18 protein-coding genes and 1 riboswitch are annotated in these 16,762 nt (G+C 49.4%); all 18 genes read right to left on the bottom strand.

The window, feature by feature from the left end; genetic code table 11:
* Window positions 1-110: 110 nt before the first annotated feature.
* The 18 genes from atpA to prmC all read right to left on the bottom strand — a co-directional run bounded on the left by atpA (window position 111) and on the right by prmC (window position 16,753).
* Window positions 111-1,625: a F0F1 ATP synthase subunit alpha gene (gene atpA / locus MH144_RS15535; protein WP_095291229.1), complete on the bottom strand. Its 1,515-nt coding sequence runs from the start codon at window positions 1,623-1,625 to the stop codon at window positions 111-113.
* Between the two features lie 16 nt (window positions 1,626-1,641).
* Window positions 1,642-2,190 (bottom strand): F0F1 ATP synthase subunit delta, encoded by a 549-nt coding sequence (locus MH144_RS15530; protein WP_239301975.1) that lies wholly within the window; start codon window positions 2,188-2,190, stop codon window positions 1,642-1,644.
* Window positions 2,187-2,675 carry a F0F1 ATP synthase subunit B gene (gene atpF, locus MH144_RS15525; protein WP_095291225.1) on the bottom strand — a complete coding sequence of 163 codons (489 nt, stop codon included), beginning with the start codon at window positions 2,673-2,675 and terminating at the stop codon, window positions 2,187-2,189. The genes MH144_RS15530 and atpF overlap by 4 nt, the downstream gene beginning before the upstream one ends.
* Before the next feature lie 114 nt (window positions 2,676-2,789).
* Window positions 2,790-3,014: a F0F1 ATP synthase subunit C gene (atpE, locus tag MH144_RS15520; RefSeq protein WP_017691934.1), complete on the bottom strand. Its 225-nt coding sequence runs from the start codon at window positions 3,012-3,014 to the stop codon at window positions 2,790-2,792.
* Between the two features lie 79 nt (window positions 3,015-3,093).
* Complete coding sequence (gene atpB / locus MH144_RS15515) at window positions 3,094-3,912, bottom strand: F0F1 ATP synthase subunit A (protein ID WP_095291222.1); 819 nt, start codon at window positions 3,910-3,912, stop codon at window positions 3,094-3,096.
* A gap of 45 nt (window positions 3,913-3,957) precedes the next feature.
* Window positions 3,958-4,335 (bottom strand): ATP synthase subunit I, encoded by a 378-nt coding sequence (locus MH144_RS15510; protein ID WP_095291219.1) that lies wholly within the window; start codon window positions 4,333-4,335, stop codon window positions 3,958-3,960.
* A complete protein-coding gene (locus tag MH144_RS15505) occupies window positions 4,328-4,582 on the bottom strand; it encodes an AtpZ/AtpI family protein (RefSeq protein WP_024632723.1) in 255 nt (84 codons plus the stop codon). Before MH144_RS15505 ends, MH144_RS15510 begins: the two co-directional genes overlap by 8 nt.
* 187 nt (window positions 4,583-4,769) lie before the next feature.
* Complete coding sequence (gene wecB / locus MH144_RS15500) at window positions 4,770-5,927, bottom strand: non-hydrolyzing UDP-N-acetylglucosamine 2-epimerase (protein WP_239301964.1); 1,158 nt, start codon at window positions 5,925-5,927, stop codon at window positions 4,770-4,772.
* 38 nt (window positions 5,928-5,965) lie between these two features.
* Window positions 5,966-6,595, bottom strand: coding sequence for a uracil phosphoribosyltransferase (gene upp, locus MH144_RS15495; RefSeq protein ID WP_053782842.1), 630 nt, complete (start codon window positions 6,593-6,595; stop codon window positions 5,966-5,968).
* Between the two features lie 230 nt (window positions 6,596-6,825).
* A complete protein-coding gene (locus tag MH144_RS15490) occupies window positions 6,826-8,073 on the bottom strand; it encodes a serine hydroxymethyltransferase (protein WP_095359965.1) in 1,248 nt (415 codons plus the stop codon).
* Window positions 8,074-8,303: 230 nt separating this feature from the next.
* Window positions 8,304-8,897, bottom strand: coding sequence for a TIGR01440 family protein (locus MH144_RS15485; RefSeq protein ID WP_239301951.1), 594 nt, complete (start codon window positions 8,895-8,897; stop codon window positions 8,304-8,306).
* Window positions 8,898-9,039: 142 nt separating this feature from the next.
* Window positions 9,040-9,121, bottom strand: a riboswitch (ZMP/ZTP riboswitch).
* A gap of 137 nt (window positions 9,122-9,258) precedes the next feature.
* Entirely contained in the window at window positions 9,259-9,831 is a 573-nt protein-coding gene (locus MH144_RS15480; RefSeq protein ID WP_239301939.1) for a low molecular weight protein arginine phosphatase, read from the bottom strand.
* Window positions 9,832-9,956: 125 nt separating this feature from the next.
* Window positions 9,957-10,517 carry a manganese efflux pump MntP gene (locus MH144_RS15475; protein ID WP_127537248.1) on the bottom strand — a complete coding sequence of 187 codons (561 nt, stop codon included), beginning with the start codon at window positions 10,515-10,517 and terminating at the stop codon, window positions 9,957-9,959.
* A 215-nt stretch (window positions 10,518-10,732) separates the two neighbouring features.
* Window positions 10,733-11,956: an L-threonylcarbamoyladenylate synthase gene (locus MH144_RS15470; RefSeq protein WP_239301937.1), complete on the bottom strand. Its 1,224-nt coding sequence runs from the start codon at window positions 11,954-11,956 to the stop codon at window positions 10,733-10,735.
* 237 nt (window positions 11,957-12,193) lie between these two features.
* On the bottom strand, window positions 12,194-12,856 hold the full coding sequence (gene spoIIR, locus MH144_RS15465; protein WP_239301925.1) for a stage II sporulation protein R: 663 nt from the start codon (window positions 12,854-12,856) through the stop codon (window positions 12,194-12,196).
* 238 nt (window positions 12,857-13,094) lie between these two features.
* The gene (locus MH144_RS15460) at window positions 13,095-14,315 is read right to left on the bottom strand and encodes an FtsW/RodA/SpoVE family cell cycle protein (protein WP_239301911.1); all 1,221 of its coding nucleotides are present in this window, start codon (window positions 14,313-14,315) and stop codon (window positions 13,095-13,097) included.
* Between the two features lie 247 nt (window positions 14,316-14,562).
* Complete coding sequence (locus MH144_RS15455) at window positions 14,563-15,783, bottom strand: FtsW/RodA/SpoVE family cell cycle protein (RefSeq protein ID WP_239301909.1); 1,221 nt, start codon at window positions 15,781-15,783, stop codon at window positions 14,563-14,565.
* Between the two features lie 85 nt (window positions 15,784-15,868).
* Window positions 15,869-16,753 (bottom strand): peptide chain release factor N(5)-glutamine methyltransferase, encoded by an 885-nt coding sequence (gene prmC, locus MH144_RS15450; protein WP_193723718.1) that lies wholly within the window; start codon window positions 16,751-16,753, stop codon window positions 15,869-15,871.
* Window positions 16,754-16,762 lie beyond the last annotated feature (9 nt).

The following is a 16,762-nucleotide window of genomic DNA, read 5'->3' as shown; positions in this document are numbered from 1 at the left end:
TTGGCGGAGCCAAAGTTACTTCGTAAGCATAATCTTACTTTGACGGGGTCAAAGTTTTACATGCAGACATGCGGAATCGGTTAAACAACTCCGCAGCTGCAATCATCTATTTAGACAGAGACAGCGAAGCTCTTTCTGAACTTCTCGATTGCACCTTTCAGTGCATTTTCATTGTCTGCAGTCAATTCTTTTGTATCACGGATAGATCCGAGAATTTCCGGATGGTTGCTCTCCATGAACGCGAGGAATTCGTGTTCAAAACGAGTCACATCACCTGTAGGGATTTCATCCAGGAAGCCTTTAACTGCTGTGTACAAGCTTACAACCTGTTGTTCAACAGGCAGAGGCTGGTTTACACCCTGCTTCAGGATTTCCATCATACGAGCACCACGATTCAGGCGGGCCTGAGTGGCTTTATCCAGATCGGAACCGAACTGGGAGAACGCTTGAAGCTCACGATATTGAGCGAGGTCGAGACGCAGGGAACCTGCAACCTTTTTCATCGCTTTGATCTGAGCAGAACCACCGACACGGGATACGGAGATACCTACGTTGATCGCCGGGCGTTGTCCAGCATTGAACAAGTCGGCTTCCAGGAAGATTTGTCCGTCCGTGATGGAGATTACGTTCGTCGGGATGTAAGCAGATACGTCGGAAGCTTGTGTTTCAATAAACGGAAGTGCGGTTAAAGAACCACCACCAAGTTCATCATTCAGCTTCGCAGCACGCTCCAGCAAACGGGAGTGCAAGTAGAAGACGTCACCCGGATAAGCCTCACGGCCTGGAGGACGACGAAGCAGCAAGGAAAGTTCACGGTAAGCAGAAGCTTGTTTAGTCAAGTCATCATAGATAACCAGAACGTGCTCGCCTTTGTACATGAAGTACTCACCCATCGAACAACCGGAATACGGTGCGATGTACAAGAGTGGTGATGGATCGGAAGCAGCTGCAGTTACAACGATCGTGTACTCCATTGCGCCTTTACGACGAAGAGTTTCCACAACTTGTGCAACTGTAGATTGTTTCTGCCCGATAGCCACATAGATACACTTCATGCCGCTGCCTTTTTGGTTCAGGATGGCATCGATTGCGATCGATGTTTTACCTGTTTGACGGTCACCGATGATCAACTCACGTTGTCCGCGACCGATTGGTACCATGGCATCAATGGCTTTGATACCTGTTTGCATCGGCTCATGAACGGATTTACGATCCATTACGCCTGGTGCCTTACCTTCAACCGGACGGAATTCCGTTGTCGCGATTGGCCCTTTGCCATCGACAGGAATACCGAGCGGGTTCACAACACGTCCAATCAATGCTTCGCCTACAGGCACTTGCATGATTTGGCCAGTACGCTTCACTTGGTCGCCTTCACGAATATCATAGTAAGGTCCAAGGATAACGACACCGACATTGCTTTCTTCCACGTTCATGGCGAGTCCCATTACACCGCTTGGGAATTCAACCAACTCGTTGGACATGACGTTCTCAAGTCCGTATACACGAGCAATACCATCACCAACCTCGATAACCGTCCCGACTTCGACTACATCGATATCGGTCTTGTATTGTTCGATTTGGCTCTTAATTAATGTACTGATTTCTTCTGGTTTGATACTCAAGTGTCCTCACCCCAATCTACTGTACTCGTCTGTTAAAAGACTGCTCAAGACGTTCGAGCTTGCCAGCCAAGCTGCCGTCATAGATCGTATCGCCAATGGCGACTTTCAATCCGCCCAGCAGAGTCGAATCGACAATGTTCTCGATACGAATCTTTTTATTCACACGGCCTCCGAATTCACGGGCTACCGCTTCTTTTTCTTCATCATTCAATGCATAAGTCGAGTAAACGCGTGCATCGGCAATGCCGAGCGAGTCACCCTCGATCTTCAGATAATCACTCAAAAGAGCTTCCAGCAGGTCAACGCGACCACGCTCAATCAGGAGCAGAACCGTGCGCAGGACAGGTTCGGACACTTTGCCTTCAAGGCTCGCATGAAGCACGTTCCGCTTAGCTTCATCAGAGATGTTCGGAGATACGATGAACTTGATGATCTCGGCATCCCCAGTCAATCCGCTGACAACCGCACGCAGTTCCTGTTCAACTTCAAGCACCTGCTGCTGCTGGAGAGCGACTTCGAATAATGCTTTCGCATAACGCTTGGCAACAATCGTATCGCGGCTCATTGTCGGCCCCCTACCTCATTGAGGTATTGGTTCACAAGCTCTTCTTGTGCTGGACCGTTCTCAACTTCTTTTTTGATCAATTTGGAAGCAATCTGAACGGAAGCTGTACCCAGTTCGCTGCGAAGCGCTGCAACCGCTTTGTTCTTCTCGCTTTCAATTTCACGTACCGCATCGTCTTTCAGACGATTAGCTTCAGCTTTTGCGTCAGCCAGAATTGACTCAGCCTGTTTGCCGCCCGTTTGTTTGGACTGTTCAATGATGTCGTGAGCTTCCTTGCGCGCTTGCTCCAGGGCTTGTTTTTGTTCCTCCACATAGGCAATGGCCTGTTCCCGAGTCTGAGCAGCCTCATTCATCTGCGTCAGCACGAGTTCGCGACGTTTTTCCATGATGGAGAACAAAGGACCGAAAGCATAACGGCTAAGCAGCCAATATAAAATTGCAAATGCGATAATCGCAAGAAGCGTATTTTCCCATACGAAACTCAATCTGTTCACTCCTTCCTGGAGGTATCCTTGAAACGTTCATCCGCATGAACGGACATTACCTAAAAAGAAGGCGCGGATGGCTATGGCCTTCCCCGCCAAACCTTATCAATTTAATTAAGCCATACCGTAGAACATGAACGCGAGTACCACACCGATGATCGGCAATACCTCGATCAGACCTACCCCGATAAACATTGTTGTTTGAAGAGTGGATTTTGCTTCTGGTTGACGCGCGATTCCTTCTACTGTCTTGCTGATTACCATACCGTTACCGATACCTGCGCCAAACGCGCCCAGTCCTGCAACAATTGCTGCTGCGATTAATGCCATTGCTCCCATTTGTATATCCTCCTTAAAATTATAAATCGAATTTTTTTATTGTTCAGCCTGGTGAAGAAATCTTCGTCGGGCTTGGAACTTAATGTTCGTCGTGCGTCTCGATGCTCTGTGAAATGTACACCATCATCAAGATTACAAAAACAAATGCCTGGATCGCGCCGATAAAGATACTAAAGCCTTGCCACACCATAAGCAACGGAATGGCAGCAATTGCGCCAAACACTTTGAATGTCGTCAGCTTCAGGATCGTTGTGATCAGTACCTCACCCGCGAAGATATTCGCGAATAGACGCATACCGTGTGTCAACAGCTTGGATGCCGTCTCAATCAAGTTGATGGGCAAGAACAAGGCGAATGGCTGAAGGTAGTGCTTGAGATAACCTCTCGTGTTGCGGAACAATCCGAGTCCATGAGATACCATGAACGCAACAAGCGCCAGTCCCATGGTTACCGATAAATCAGCTGTAGGTGATTTCCACCATGCCAATTCAACGTGTGGGTGTGCTTCAGGGTCTTTGGCATGCGCTTCTTCAAACGCATCGACCGCTGTAACGATCGGCTGACCAAACACCTGCGCATGCTCTGCGCTGTCCACTGCGGTTACTGCCTGGAACGGAAGACCCAGCATGTTACCGACAAAGATGAACATGATCATGGAAAGAGCGAGAGAGATAAAGTGCTTCCCTTTCTTCATATCCATCGTACTGGAAATCAGATTGCGGACGAATTCTACTGCCCACTCCATAAAATTTTGCAGCTTGCCGGGGTTTTCAACGGACAACCTCCGTGTAGCCAGTACAGCAAAGATAAAAACGAGGGCACCTGTAACAACCAGCATCAACACAACCGATAGATCCAATCGAAATCCGCCAAGCATAATAATTGGAGCTTCATGCATATTTTTCTCACCCCTTTCTCGACTTGAAAGCTGCAGCACCTAACATCATTCTGCTCTGCGGGAATAGACGATCCCTATAATCAGTAAGGAAAATTGCGCAATGACCAGACCGCCTGCAACCGCGTATGTATTGAAGTACTGCGGAAAGCGCATCGATATGAATATACCGAGCACAGCGAGTGCCGCTCTTGTCAAAAATCCCAGGTTCACACGCTTCAAGTTACCTTCTGCCGCATCATCAGACATTTTCCTTACTTTGTAGCCCAGGTAAAATGCATTGATCCAGCTAATTCCTGTACCCAGGGCCAGTCCCAAAGCAATTGTCTCCACACGTGGCATAAAGGCCGCTGCGAGAAAACAAATCATAAGAAAGTACATGATGAAAACAGTCATCCATCTGCGGTATCTGGTTAGTTCACTCATCACTTTCCCCCATGAATTTTTTCGCGATAAAGTAGATGCTCACGCCGCCTGCGGCCAGGAAAAAGAGAACGCTTACGGCGATCCATATTCCGTTACCTCCAATGGTCTTGTCCAACCAGGAGCCAGCGTAATATCCGGCAACAGCGAGAATGGCAATCTCGATCCCAAAAGCTGTCACGAGTCCCATCGCTTTCCATACGTTATCGTCATGGTTACGGGATGAATTTGGTTTGTTCGAATCGGCCATTTTCCACGCCACCCTTGCAATCCCAGTTAATTTTACTGAATGATGAGAGCCTTTGTCAATTGAATGATTTTAGCGTTTTAAAGGGTAAAACGACGGGTTTACAGGCCCCCGGGAGCCCATAAACCCGCGTAAACCGTACAGTTTAACTGTATGCTGTACCCTTTATGATTCAGTCAGAAAAAACGAATTATTTTTTGAATTTTCTGTGAAATGATTCCGGACGCTCACTATTTACGCCAAAATGGTGCAAAATCGCATTGACAATTCTTTCCGATGCATGTCCATCACCGTATGGATTGGCAGCTTGACTCATGCTTGCATACAGCGTTTCATCCGTAAGCAGAGCTTTGGTCCGTTCATAAACACGTTCCTCATCCGTACCCACCAGTTCCAACGTTCCGGCCTCGATGCCTTCCGGGCGCTCCGTTGTATCCCGCAGAACCAGCACAGGCACACCAAACGAAGGCGCTTCTTCCTGCAAACCGCCTGAATCGGTCAAAATCAAGTGAGTATGCGGATAAAAGTTATGCAAATCCACCACGTCTAGTGGATCAATTAATTGAATACGGGGATGATTCCCCAAAATCGCGTGAGCCGGCTCCTTCACAGCAGGACTTGGATGCACCGGGTACACGATGGCAATATCTTCGAACTCGTCGGCAATCCGTTTGACGGCCTGGAAAATGTTGCGGTGAGGCTCGCCTTGGGATTCACGGCGGTGAGCTGTCATCAGCACAAGGCGTTTGCCTTTTGCCCATTCAAGTACCGGATGTGTGTAATCCTGCCGTACTGTATATTGAAACACATCTGTTACCGTGTTGCCTGTGACATAGGTACTAGACTCCGGTTTATTTTCTTTGGCAAGGTTGGAGAAAGACCAATCTGTCGGTGCAAAATGCATATCTGCAAGCACGCCGGTTAACTGACGGTTCATTTCCTCCGGATACGGGGACAGCTTATTCCACGTACGAAGGCCCGCTTCCACATGGCCCACCTGAATCTGCTGCAGAAACGCTGCATAGCTGGCTACAAACGTAGTCAGCGTATCCCCGTGAACAAGCACGATATCGGGTTTTGCTTCGCGCAGTACAGGCTCCAGGCCACCAAGCACACGAATTGTGATTTCATTCAGCGTTTGGCGATCTTTCATCACGTCCAGATCATAGTCCGGCTGAATGTTAAACACTTCAAGAACCTGATCCAGCATTTGACGATGTTGTGCGGTCACACAGACGATGGATTCGATAGATTCGGGATGTTTCTGAAGTTCCAAAATAAGCGGAGCCATCTTGATGGCTTCCGGACGAACTCCGAATATCGTCATGACTTTAATTTTCTTGGACATTCAAACAAAGCCCCTTTTCTATTCAGCATGCAGCATGCTTATTTAGTGCCGTACAGACGGTCTCCTGCATCTCCCAATCCGGGAACGATATAACCGTGATCGTCCAGACGATCGTCCAGAGCAGCCACGTAGATGTCCACATCCGGATGCGCGTCCTGAACTGCTTTTACACCTTCAGGTGCTGCAACAAGGTTCATCATTTTGATTTGGGTACAGCCGCGTTTTTTGAGCACGTCAATCGCAGCAATGGCAGATCCGCCAGTTGCCAGCATTGGGTCGATAACAATCAATTGACGCTCTGTAACGTCTGTAGGCAGTTTGGTGTAGTATTCTACCGGTTGCAATGTTTCCGGATCACGGAAAAGACCAACATGTCCAACTTTTGCAGCTGGCAACAATTTCACAACGCCATCGAGCATTCCGAGTCCTGCACGCAGAATTGGCACCAGTCCGAGCATACGTCCGGAAATAACTTTGCCTTGTGTTTCAGCTACAGGAGTTTGTACATCAATAGTCTCCAGTTCAACATCTCTTGTAATCTCGTAAGCCATCAGCGTAGCCACTTCATCCACCAATTCGCGGAAATCTTTCGTATTCGTACGCATGTCGCGTATAAACGTCAGTTTGTGTTGAATCAAGGGGTGATCACATATTACTAATTTTCCCATCTAATTTGTCCCTCCGGTAAGTTCTTCATGTTCAGCATTTCCAATAATGCCTAATCATCATTCATAGGCCCGATAAATCCTGTATATTATATCATCACCTACACCGAATTACACCATCAAAGGACATGTAATCATTACAGAAAACCGAATACTATAAAAATAGGACCGGAAACTTGGCATGTTCCGGTCCTTTTTGCTCTAGTTGTACAATAATTCCATTCGTAGATGGACTAGTATTTCAGATCTGTGTACAGCGGGAATTGGTCTGTCAGAGCCGTTACTTCCGCACGGGCCTCATCCAGTTTCGCTGTATCTTTAGGATTTTTCAATGTTTTGGCAATAATTTTACCAATAGCAACCATGGCTTCTTCGTTCATGCCACGGGAAGTAGCTGCCGGAGTACCAATACGAATGCCGCTCGTTACAAACGGGCTTGTCGGATCAAATGGAATTGCATTTTTGTTCACGGTAATACCGATGGAATCGAGGACATGCTCAGCTTCCTTACCTGTGATGTTCACGCTGCGAGTGTCAATCAGCATCAAGTGGTTGTCTGTACCGCCGGATACAATGTTCAGTCCTTCGGCAATCAGTGTTTCAGCCAAAACCTGAGCGTTCTTCACTACGTTTTGTGCATAAGTTTTGAACGAAGGCTGCAGGGCCTCACCCAATGCCACCGCTTTGGAAGCAATAACGTGCATCAAAGGTCCACCTTGGGAACCTGGGAATACCGCTTTATCAATCGCAGCTGCCCAAGATTTGCGGCACAGGATCATACCGCCACGAGGTCCGCGCAGCGTTTTGTGTGTTGTCGTTGTTACGAAATGGGCATGTGGAACCGGGCTCGGATGCAATCCAGCAGCAACCAGTCCTGCAATATGGGCCATGTCTACCATGAACAATGCGCCTACATCATTGGCGATAGAAGCCATTTTTTCGAAATCAATGGTACGCGGGTATGCACTTGCGCCTGCTACAATCAGACGAGGACGGTGCTTGAACGCTGCTTTGCGCACTTCATCATAATCGATCAGGAATGTATCTTCCTGTACGCCATATGCCACGAAGTTGTAGAGCAAACCAGATGCATTCACCGGGCTACCGTGAGTCAAGTGTCCACCATGGGCAAGATTCATACCGAGTACCGTGTCACCAGGTTTCAATGCGGCAAGGTAAACTGCCATATTTGCTTGTGCTCCGGAGTGAGGCTGTACGTTTACGTGCTCAGCTCCAAACAGTTCCTTCGCACGGTCACGTGCGATATCCTCCACGACATCCACGTGCTCGCAACCACCATAATAACGTTTGCCTGGGTATCCTTCAGCGTACTTGTTCGTAAGTACAGATCCAAGTGCCTCAATTACCGCTTCACTTACGATGTTCTCGGATGCAATCAGCTCAATGTTGTTCTGTTGGCGTTTCAACTCCAAATTCATCGCTTCAAGTACTGCAGGGTCATTCTTACGCAATTGTTCCATGTTTAAATTCCTCCCAGTATATTAGTGAAGTTATAAAGCGAAACTGAAAGGTTACACTCCTTACTCCGATTGCAGAACCATCTTCCGATCGCTGTTATCCCCGGATTTTTTCGAATGCACTTTAAAGGGGGAAATCCGGTGATAAATGCGACCACTGCGTTTCTCCAGATTGGTTCTGCACTCTCCGTTTTCGTGTAAACATCATTTTCACTTCATAGTAGGTTGAAGATTTAGTCGCAAAATGTCGAATCTGGTTGCTCTTCCATCTGATACACCGCTCGTTCGCCGCCAATCAGCTTCGGACGGGTCAAGGCTGTCGTCACACGGGCTTCCCCGATGTAGCGAAGCGATGTACGGAAGGGGACTGCCACATGCCGCAAGTGCATGCCAATCATTGTTTCCCCGATATCCACTCCTGCATGAGCCTGCACATATTCAGCCAGACAAGGATCACTCAGCGAACGATATGCTGCGGATGCCATGGAACCGCCTGCCTTGGGAACGGGTACGGCACCCACTTCAGTCAAACCCAGACGTGTGAGTAGTGAACGCTCCATCACCAGGGCGCGGTTCAAGTGTTCACAGCACTGAAACACAGGCTCGAAGCCGAATTCCTGCTGCACCTCGCGAATTCCTGCAAGAAGCTGCTGTGCTACGTCAATGGCACCACTCGTACCAATCTTTTGGCCTGCAACCTCGCTTGTGCTTGTACCGATCACAACGATCTGTCCAGGTCCAAGCTTTCCGGCAAGTGCCAGTTCACGCAGAATGGATACGGTCTGTTCCTGCAATCCGGGTTGATCCGAATCTAACTCAATAGTCATCCTATCGCCTCCCGATAAAATCATGCCTGACTTCCTCACGGCTGCCCGCTCTTGTATTCATGCAAGGCATTTCAGGTACTATTATAGCGAATAATCAGATGAAAGACGAAAAAAAGAGCAGTCTGCGGGTATCGCAGAATTGCTCTTTTGCCCAGGCGACCGGCCGTTTGTTCCGGTGCTCCATTGTGGTTGTGCCCACTTCGTCGCCAGTTACACCGGATCCCTGTTTTCCCCTTCATCATAAAACAACCCACGCTTAAAATCAACGGGTAATTTACACCACGTGTTCGTTTTTGCATAACAAATTCATTTGAAAATTCAATCTTCACTGCCCAATTACTATGACCTGCCCAATCCCGGTTTATCCCAACTTGTCCAGAAGGCGATCCAGCGCCGTTCTGATCTCTGCAGCGGCGATATTGTAATCATCTCGACTGCCGCCAAACGGGTCAGATATATCAAAGCTTGGAATACGCTGCCGGATCTCGATCACGCGCTCACGCTCTGATGCCAGAATCTCCTGACCCAGTGCACGTTTCAATTCCAGTGTGGCGAACAGGCTGTCCAGTTCCTGAAGGTCATTCAGAACCTGGTCATCATTCTCCACATACTCTTTCAGCGTGTACGTCTTGTGTACCGAATCCGGGAAAACCTGCATGACATGCTGTTTATGGCTTCGCGTCAACGTAAGGACCAGATCCGCCCAGCCAATCAGGCTCGCGCTAAGCTGCGTGGAATGCCCAGGCCCTTCCGCCTGATGATCTCTTAATACAGCTTCGGCATGACGAGAAATCGGCATACCCGATGCTGCCGCCACCCCTGCGGAACGGACCTCTACCTGAATGCCGCGTTCCGATGCCAGTTTGCGCAAAAGCCCCTCCGCCATGGGGCTGCGGCACGTATTCCCTGTACATACAAACAAAATATGTTTCATTGTGATGGCCTCCCCATTTCGCAAATGTTGTCGAATGATGCAATATTTTAATTTAAAATGATGAAAATTTAAAGAGTTTCACGTTATGACTGCACACGGGCTGCAACTGTTCCGCTCTATGACTATTAAAAAATAAACAACAGTCCAAACGCAAGCAGGATGGCTCCGCCAATCGCTTCACCATAATCACCAAGGTTCTGGCTCACTCGTCTTCCCAGCAGCAGACCCATGACCGACATTATTCCACCGCATGCGCCAAAGGCAAGTACCGTCAGTACCAGATCACTGCTAAACATGCCGAGGGACACCCCAACGGAAAACGAATCCACACTCACACTGAGTGAAAATAAAATCACACCGAGCATGGAGCGATGATCCACCAGCTTGGTATCACCTTCACGAAATGCATTCAAAATCATGTGGCCCCCAAGCAGAACGAGCAGTCCACCTGCGGCATACGTCGTAATATCTCCAAGGAGAGAGCTGACGTATTTCCCTGTGTACATGCCAATCAGCGGCATGATGACATGAAATAAGGCCGTGACAAAACTGATTCGCAGCACATCACGTAAACGAATGCCTTTCATGCCAATCCCAATCCCCAGCGAGAAGGCATCCAGCCCGAGGGCGACGGCCATAATCAAAATGGTTACCAACTGCCCCAAATGGGCAGATACATCCCACATTCCCATACCCCCAAGTCACGTAAAGGTTCTTGTACACGATATGCGGACAAGGACACAAACATGACGGGTGATAGCGAATGAATAGTCGGCGGTGACGCAGGCAGGCGTGTCAAAAGTGGATTGGTCTAATCGGCAGGCCGTGGTGTGGTGATGCTTGCTGCCACGGCCTGCCGATTAGATGGACCGGAGAGACATCGTCAGCTCCGGTCATGGTGTTACTGGTCTCCAACCTGTATAAGTTGGTGACCAGCAGCTTTGAGCAGTCGGTTCATGACGGCTGCTCCCAGCCCTTCGCGTGAGCAGGCTTCAGCGACAATGTATGTGGCGCCCTGCTCATCGCAGCTGCGCAGCGCGGCATACAGCCGGCGCGCTGCTTCTTCAAGCTCGCTGGCATCGCCCAGCGAGAATACGGCATCGGCGCGGTACTGCTCCGCGTGCTCGGCGAATGCCAGCACCGCGGTGCGCTCTCCGCGCTGCGCCGCCTCCGCGAGGGCGGCGCTGATCCAGGCCGCCACGGCTGGCGGCGGCCCCTCTACCACGCACAGCGCCCCTGTGGGCGCATAGTGCGTGTACTTCATGCCCGGCGAGCGCGGCGCCGGGCTGTCATCGCCAGCGGACCCCTCAGCGAGAATCGCTGGGTCCGTGGCGACACGAGCGGCAACGGCGGACAACTGTTCCGCCGTAATGCCGCCAGGGCGCAGGATGGTGACGGTACCGTCGTCACCGACCTGCACTACCGTGGACTCGACGCCCACACCCGTGGGGCCGCCGTCCACGATGCCGCCGATGCGGCCAGCCAGATCCTCGCTCACATGTGAAGCGAGCGTCGGGCTTGGCCGCCCGGAGCGGTTAGCGCTCGGCGCAGCCACCGGGCACGCCGCCGCTGCGAGCAGCTGCAGAGCAACCGGGTGATCCGGCATGCGGACACCCACCGTATCCAAGCCAGCTGTAACCCGCGGGGATACGGCGCCTGGCTTAACAGGCAGCACAATCGTGAGCGGACCTGGCCAAAAGGCTTCGATCAACGCTTCTGCCGCCTCATTCACTTCCGTAACCAGTGAATCGAGCTGATCGCGATGTGCAATATGCACAATGAGCGGATTGTCTGACGGACGGCCTTTGGCTTCAAATATAGCCTCTACCGCAGCTGTACTGCGCGCATCCGCGCCCAAACCGTATACCGTCTCTGTCGGAAACGCAACGGTCTCTCCTTGACGAATGCAGGCTGCGGCAGCCTGCAAGTCAGCGAGCGCCTGTTGATAGGCGCTCGCTTTTTTCTCATCAGATCCCTGTTCCTCAGGCTCACTCATAACCAAATTAACCACAACAAGTGGCTGTTTCTCACTCATCAGCGCTCTGACATCCCACACCGAGGTAAGCAATCCTTCTTGGTTGTCCAAATCTGTATTTCCTGTGTATTGGTCTTGTTCTCTACTCATATATCCATCATCCCTAAACTTCAATAGGTTATTAACCGCGAGGCCCCAGCCTTGGCGGTAGCTGTCTTGCTTTCATTTCGAATACCTATAATTATAGCATATCTATTCAACCTAAAAAGGGGCACACTATCTCTCTTACAAACCCCATCGCTTAAGCATAAAAGCAATTCATTGAAAACGGGTCAAAAGGGCAGCTTCCTGTGTCGAAGTCGCCCTTCACTATATATTCCGATGGTATTATGCAAACAACCCAGCTACCCAATCCCATATTTTAACCGCCAGATCTACCAGGAAGAAACGTGCTTCCGGTGCAGTTCCCTGGATGGATGCTTCAGGATCTCCAGGCTCAGCAGCAGCCGCTGCAGATACCGTAGACGGATTCGCCAGCGCATCCCCTGTGCTTGCATCAATGAAGCAGAGTGGCGGAAACAGCACACACCACCAATTCTGACCCTTTCCTTCTCCCAGTGTTATACGCACTGCTTCATAATCACCTGCCGGATATACCGTGCCTCCATATAGTTTGGTAGGGAACGGAACCACACCAAGCTCTACTTGGTATGGATAGTCCAGTCCACGGCTGGCCAGCTCTTCTCCCACCCGATCTTTGATTTCAGACAAATGCTCCCGAATGACATGACGTGCTTCATCCAGACTTTGCGGATTATCCAGCTCTGTAACCCACTCACTCATCTGGGCAACCACAGCATCCCGAATCTCGCGTTTCACCAGTTGATCCCCTGGCGCATCCGAATTCGCTAGAATTCGCAATCGGATGGATTGCTCCGGAATCGCTGTAGCGGCTACAGCTGCATCCGTCTTCTGACCTTCCCACATCATAATAATCATCATAAGACAAACGATAATAAGTCCAATTTGTTTCACTGTTCTTCTGCTCATCCCGTTCTCCCCCTCGGCTCCCGTGATCATGTTCCCTGCAACTCTCTCATGTCTATCAGTATGCCCGGAAGAGACAGAAGTAAACCTAGCAAAATCATAAATCTAGCAAATTTATTCTCTCATTTAAACGTGTTGAGCGGGATTAAGAAAAGGCCGACCACACCTGTTACAGGTGTGCATCAGCCATGTTTAAGAAACCAATCGAACCTTACTGTTAATGCATGTACCTATTTATTGATTACACCGCGCTCTTTTCCTTTCTCAGCAAATGCAATAACCGTTCCGGCAATCCAGCCTTATGTTCTCCAAGTAGCAGGTCGTCTTCCTCTTCATCTCCATATAATTTAATACTCATGACCAGTCCGATACAAGCCATATTAATGAGCAATGAGGTCCCGCCATAACTGATGAACGGAAGGGTAATCCCCGTTAGTGGCATTAGTCCAAGGAACGCACCTATGTTTTCAAACACTTGATATAACAGCATTCCAATAATACCTACAATAATGACCGGTCCCGCCCGTTCCTTGCACTCCATACCGATCAGGACCATTCGGTGAATAAGAATGAAATACAACAATAACAGCACAGACGCCCCCACAAAACCAAACTCCTCAGCGATAACGACAAAGATGGAATCGGAATAGGTATACGGCACGCGTCCACTTTGGACGGAAGTTCCCTGCAAATACCCTTTACCGATAATGCCTCCGGAGCCTATAGCCAAGCCGGCATTTTTGGTGTGCCATGTCGCCTTGGATGTGGCCTTCTCCGGTACGAGCCAGGGATCTATCCGTTCTGCCCAGTGTTCACGGCCTACCTTTTCGAGAAAGGTAAAAATTTCATCATGATACGTCGTGTAGGCTTTGACGAAGCCAAAGAAAGTTACAGCTACAATAACAAGGCCAATGATTGCATGTTTTAGCTTAATGTTACCGATCCACAATACCGCGGCCAAGATGACGACGTAACCCAGTGCGTTGCCCAAATCATTCTGAATAATGACGAGCGCAAACGGAACGAACGCCCAACATCCGATGGGAATGATATCTCTCCAGAACCCGAGCGTGTTTCTCTGGCGCTTCACAAGCAAATGTGCGAGAAATAGAATCAGGATCATCTTGAACAACTCCGCAGGTTGAAACGAAAGATTCTCCCCAAGCTTGATCCAGCCATTGGCATTATTAATAGGTCCGCCTACAAAGTTGACGAGAACAAGCAAAACGATTCCTAAGGCATACAGATAAAAAGCATATTTCACATACAGTTTGTAATTTACTAATCCGATGCCCACTACTGCGACAAATCCTAAGATATAAAACAACAAGGTTTTGATATGATGCTTGGCCAAAGTGGCATCCGTCTGCGTACCACTATAGATGGCAAACACACTTGCGATCATCAGCAAAAACAATACAAAAAGAATTACACCGTCCATCTTTTTCAGCATTCTCAACATAACTGCAATCGTCCTCTCAGATACCTATACGCATTTTCCAAATTGACTTATTATTTCCATTGTATAAAATAGAGAGATAAATTGGAAATTTTAATCACTTTGTGGAGGACGGATTTCAACTTACATAATCATTAGAGAAAATCTAGTATAAGAAAAACCCTGGAAGCACCAGATCCAAATGGCTTGGATTGATCTTCCAGGGTTATATAACTGACTTGTTTTTGTTTCCTGTACCTGATAAGAGGAATTACTGTTCCTGCTGAGTCGGTTTCCTTCTGAACAACTTGAGGACGATATCCGTAATCCCCGGTTGTTCTGCAGAGCCCAGAATATCCTCGTTCTCTTCCGTATGGACCTTGATACTCATCACGATCCCCATACTGATCATGTTAATCATGATTGAGGTACCACCCGAACTGATAAACGGCAGCGTTATCCCTGTGAGCGGCATTAGACCAATAAACGGACCAATGTTGACAAAAATCTGGTAAAGCAGCATCGCTATAATGCCGACAATGAGGTAAGGCCCTGCGCGATCTTTACATTCGAGCGCAATAAGTACCAGCCTGTGGATGAGAATAAAGTACAGCAGCAGCAGCACTGAAGCACCTACAAAGCCAAACTCCTCCCCAATCTGTACAAAGATGGAGTCGGCATAAGCCAGCGGTACCCGATTTGACTGAATCGTTGTGCCTTCCAAGTATCCTTTACCACTAATGCCCCCAGAACCAATTGCCAGCTTCGCGTTATAGGTCTGCCAGAGCACGTCTCTGGAAGTCTGATCTGGTACGAGCCATGGGTCGAAACGGTCTGCCCAGTGTGAACGCCCAACGTCCTTCAGAAATTTAACAATCTCATCATGATAATGAATATAAGCCTGTATACCGCCGACAAAAGCAGCTACTGCAATAACAAAACCAATAAGAGCATGAGTGAATTTGATATTACCAATCCATAACAGGCCCACGAGAATGATTACATAACTTAAAGCATTCCCCAAGTCATTTTGAAGAAGGACGAGTAGTAATGGTGGCAAAACACATAGTGAGACCGGAATGACATCACGTCCAAAATAAAGCGGACGGTTCTTCTTTCGGGCCAATAAGGCGGATAAGAACACAATCAGGCACAGCTTGAACAATTCAGCAGGCTGCAAACTCACACCGAATATGGATAACCAGCCCTTCGCCCCATAATACTCTTTACCAAAGAACATAACAAAAATAAGCAAGAGCATACCTACGCCATAGATATACAGATAGTTTTTGATAATGAATTTGTAATTAATCATCGACATTCCAAAAAAGACTACGAAGCCCAAAATATAATACATAATGGAACTTTGCGTGAGTCCCTCCAGCTTTGGCCTGCCAAAGGTCGTACTATAAATCGACAAAATACTGATAACCATCAATATAACCAATATAAAAACAATCGAGTAGTCTATCTTTTTGAATTTATGCAGCATGTAGTTATGTTCCCCCAAGCATTCAGCAATCTTCGGTATATCCCATTGTAGAGGATTTCACGGCAAAAAGAAAACCCGCAGAACCTTACATTTTCGTCACCTGTTCCGAAGTACGAACACCCAGGACATGCCGTTCAATCCCGGCAAGGTCCGGGACAATGATAATTTCCGGCCAGTGTCCGGCTGATTCAAGCAATGCGGCGATGTCGCGAGCCTGTCCCTGACCGAGTTCAAAACCAATGACCTGCGGCGGTGCAGGCAGCAGCGCCAGCTGCTCCAGCATAACCCGGTACGGTGCTAGTCCGTCCGGACCGCCGTCCAGTGCCGTGCGCGGCTCATGATCGCGCACCTCGGGCTGCAACCCGGCGATATCAGCCGCCGGGATATATGGTGGGTTGGACACCAGAATGTCCACCCGAACCCCTGCGAACGGGGCCAGCAGATCGCCTTCACGGAAGTCGATCTGTACCCCGTTCGCGGCCGCGTTCCGTGCGGCCACTTGCAGCGCCGCCGCCGAGATATCTCCGGCGCCGACCTGCCAGCGCGGGCGCTGCGAGGCGATCGTCACCGCGATCGCACCGCTGCCCGTGCCAATATCGACGGCAAGCGGAGCGCCGCCGGGAAACACACGGTCGGCTTCGCGCAGCACAGCCTCGACCAGCAGCTCGGTCTCCGGCCGCGGTATCAGCACGGCCGGCGTGACCTCGAACGGCAGCCCATAGAACTCCTGGCTGCCGATGATATACTGCGCCGGCTCACCCGCAGCCTTGCGCGTGACGGCGTCCTCCCAGCGGCTGCGCAGCTCGCTGGGGAAGGGTTCCGGCTGCATCATGTAATACGCGGCGCCATAGACGCCAAGTACATGCTCCAGCAGCAGCCGGGCATTATTCTGCGGCTCGTACACGCCGCTCTTTTCCAAAAAAGAGGAAGCCTCCACGAAGGCTTCCCGACAGCTCTGTTCCGGCGTCATTACAAACTG

This window comes from Paenibacillus sp. ACRRY (assembly GCF_022346995.1).
GTDB lineage: Bacteria > Bacillota > Bacilli > Paenibacillales > Paenibacillaceae > Paenibacillus.
The sequence above is the reverse complement of the archived record's forward strand: the minus strand, read 5'-3'. Positions and strand labels throughout refer to the sequence as shown.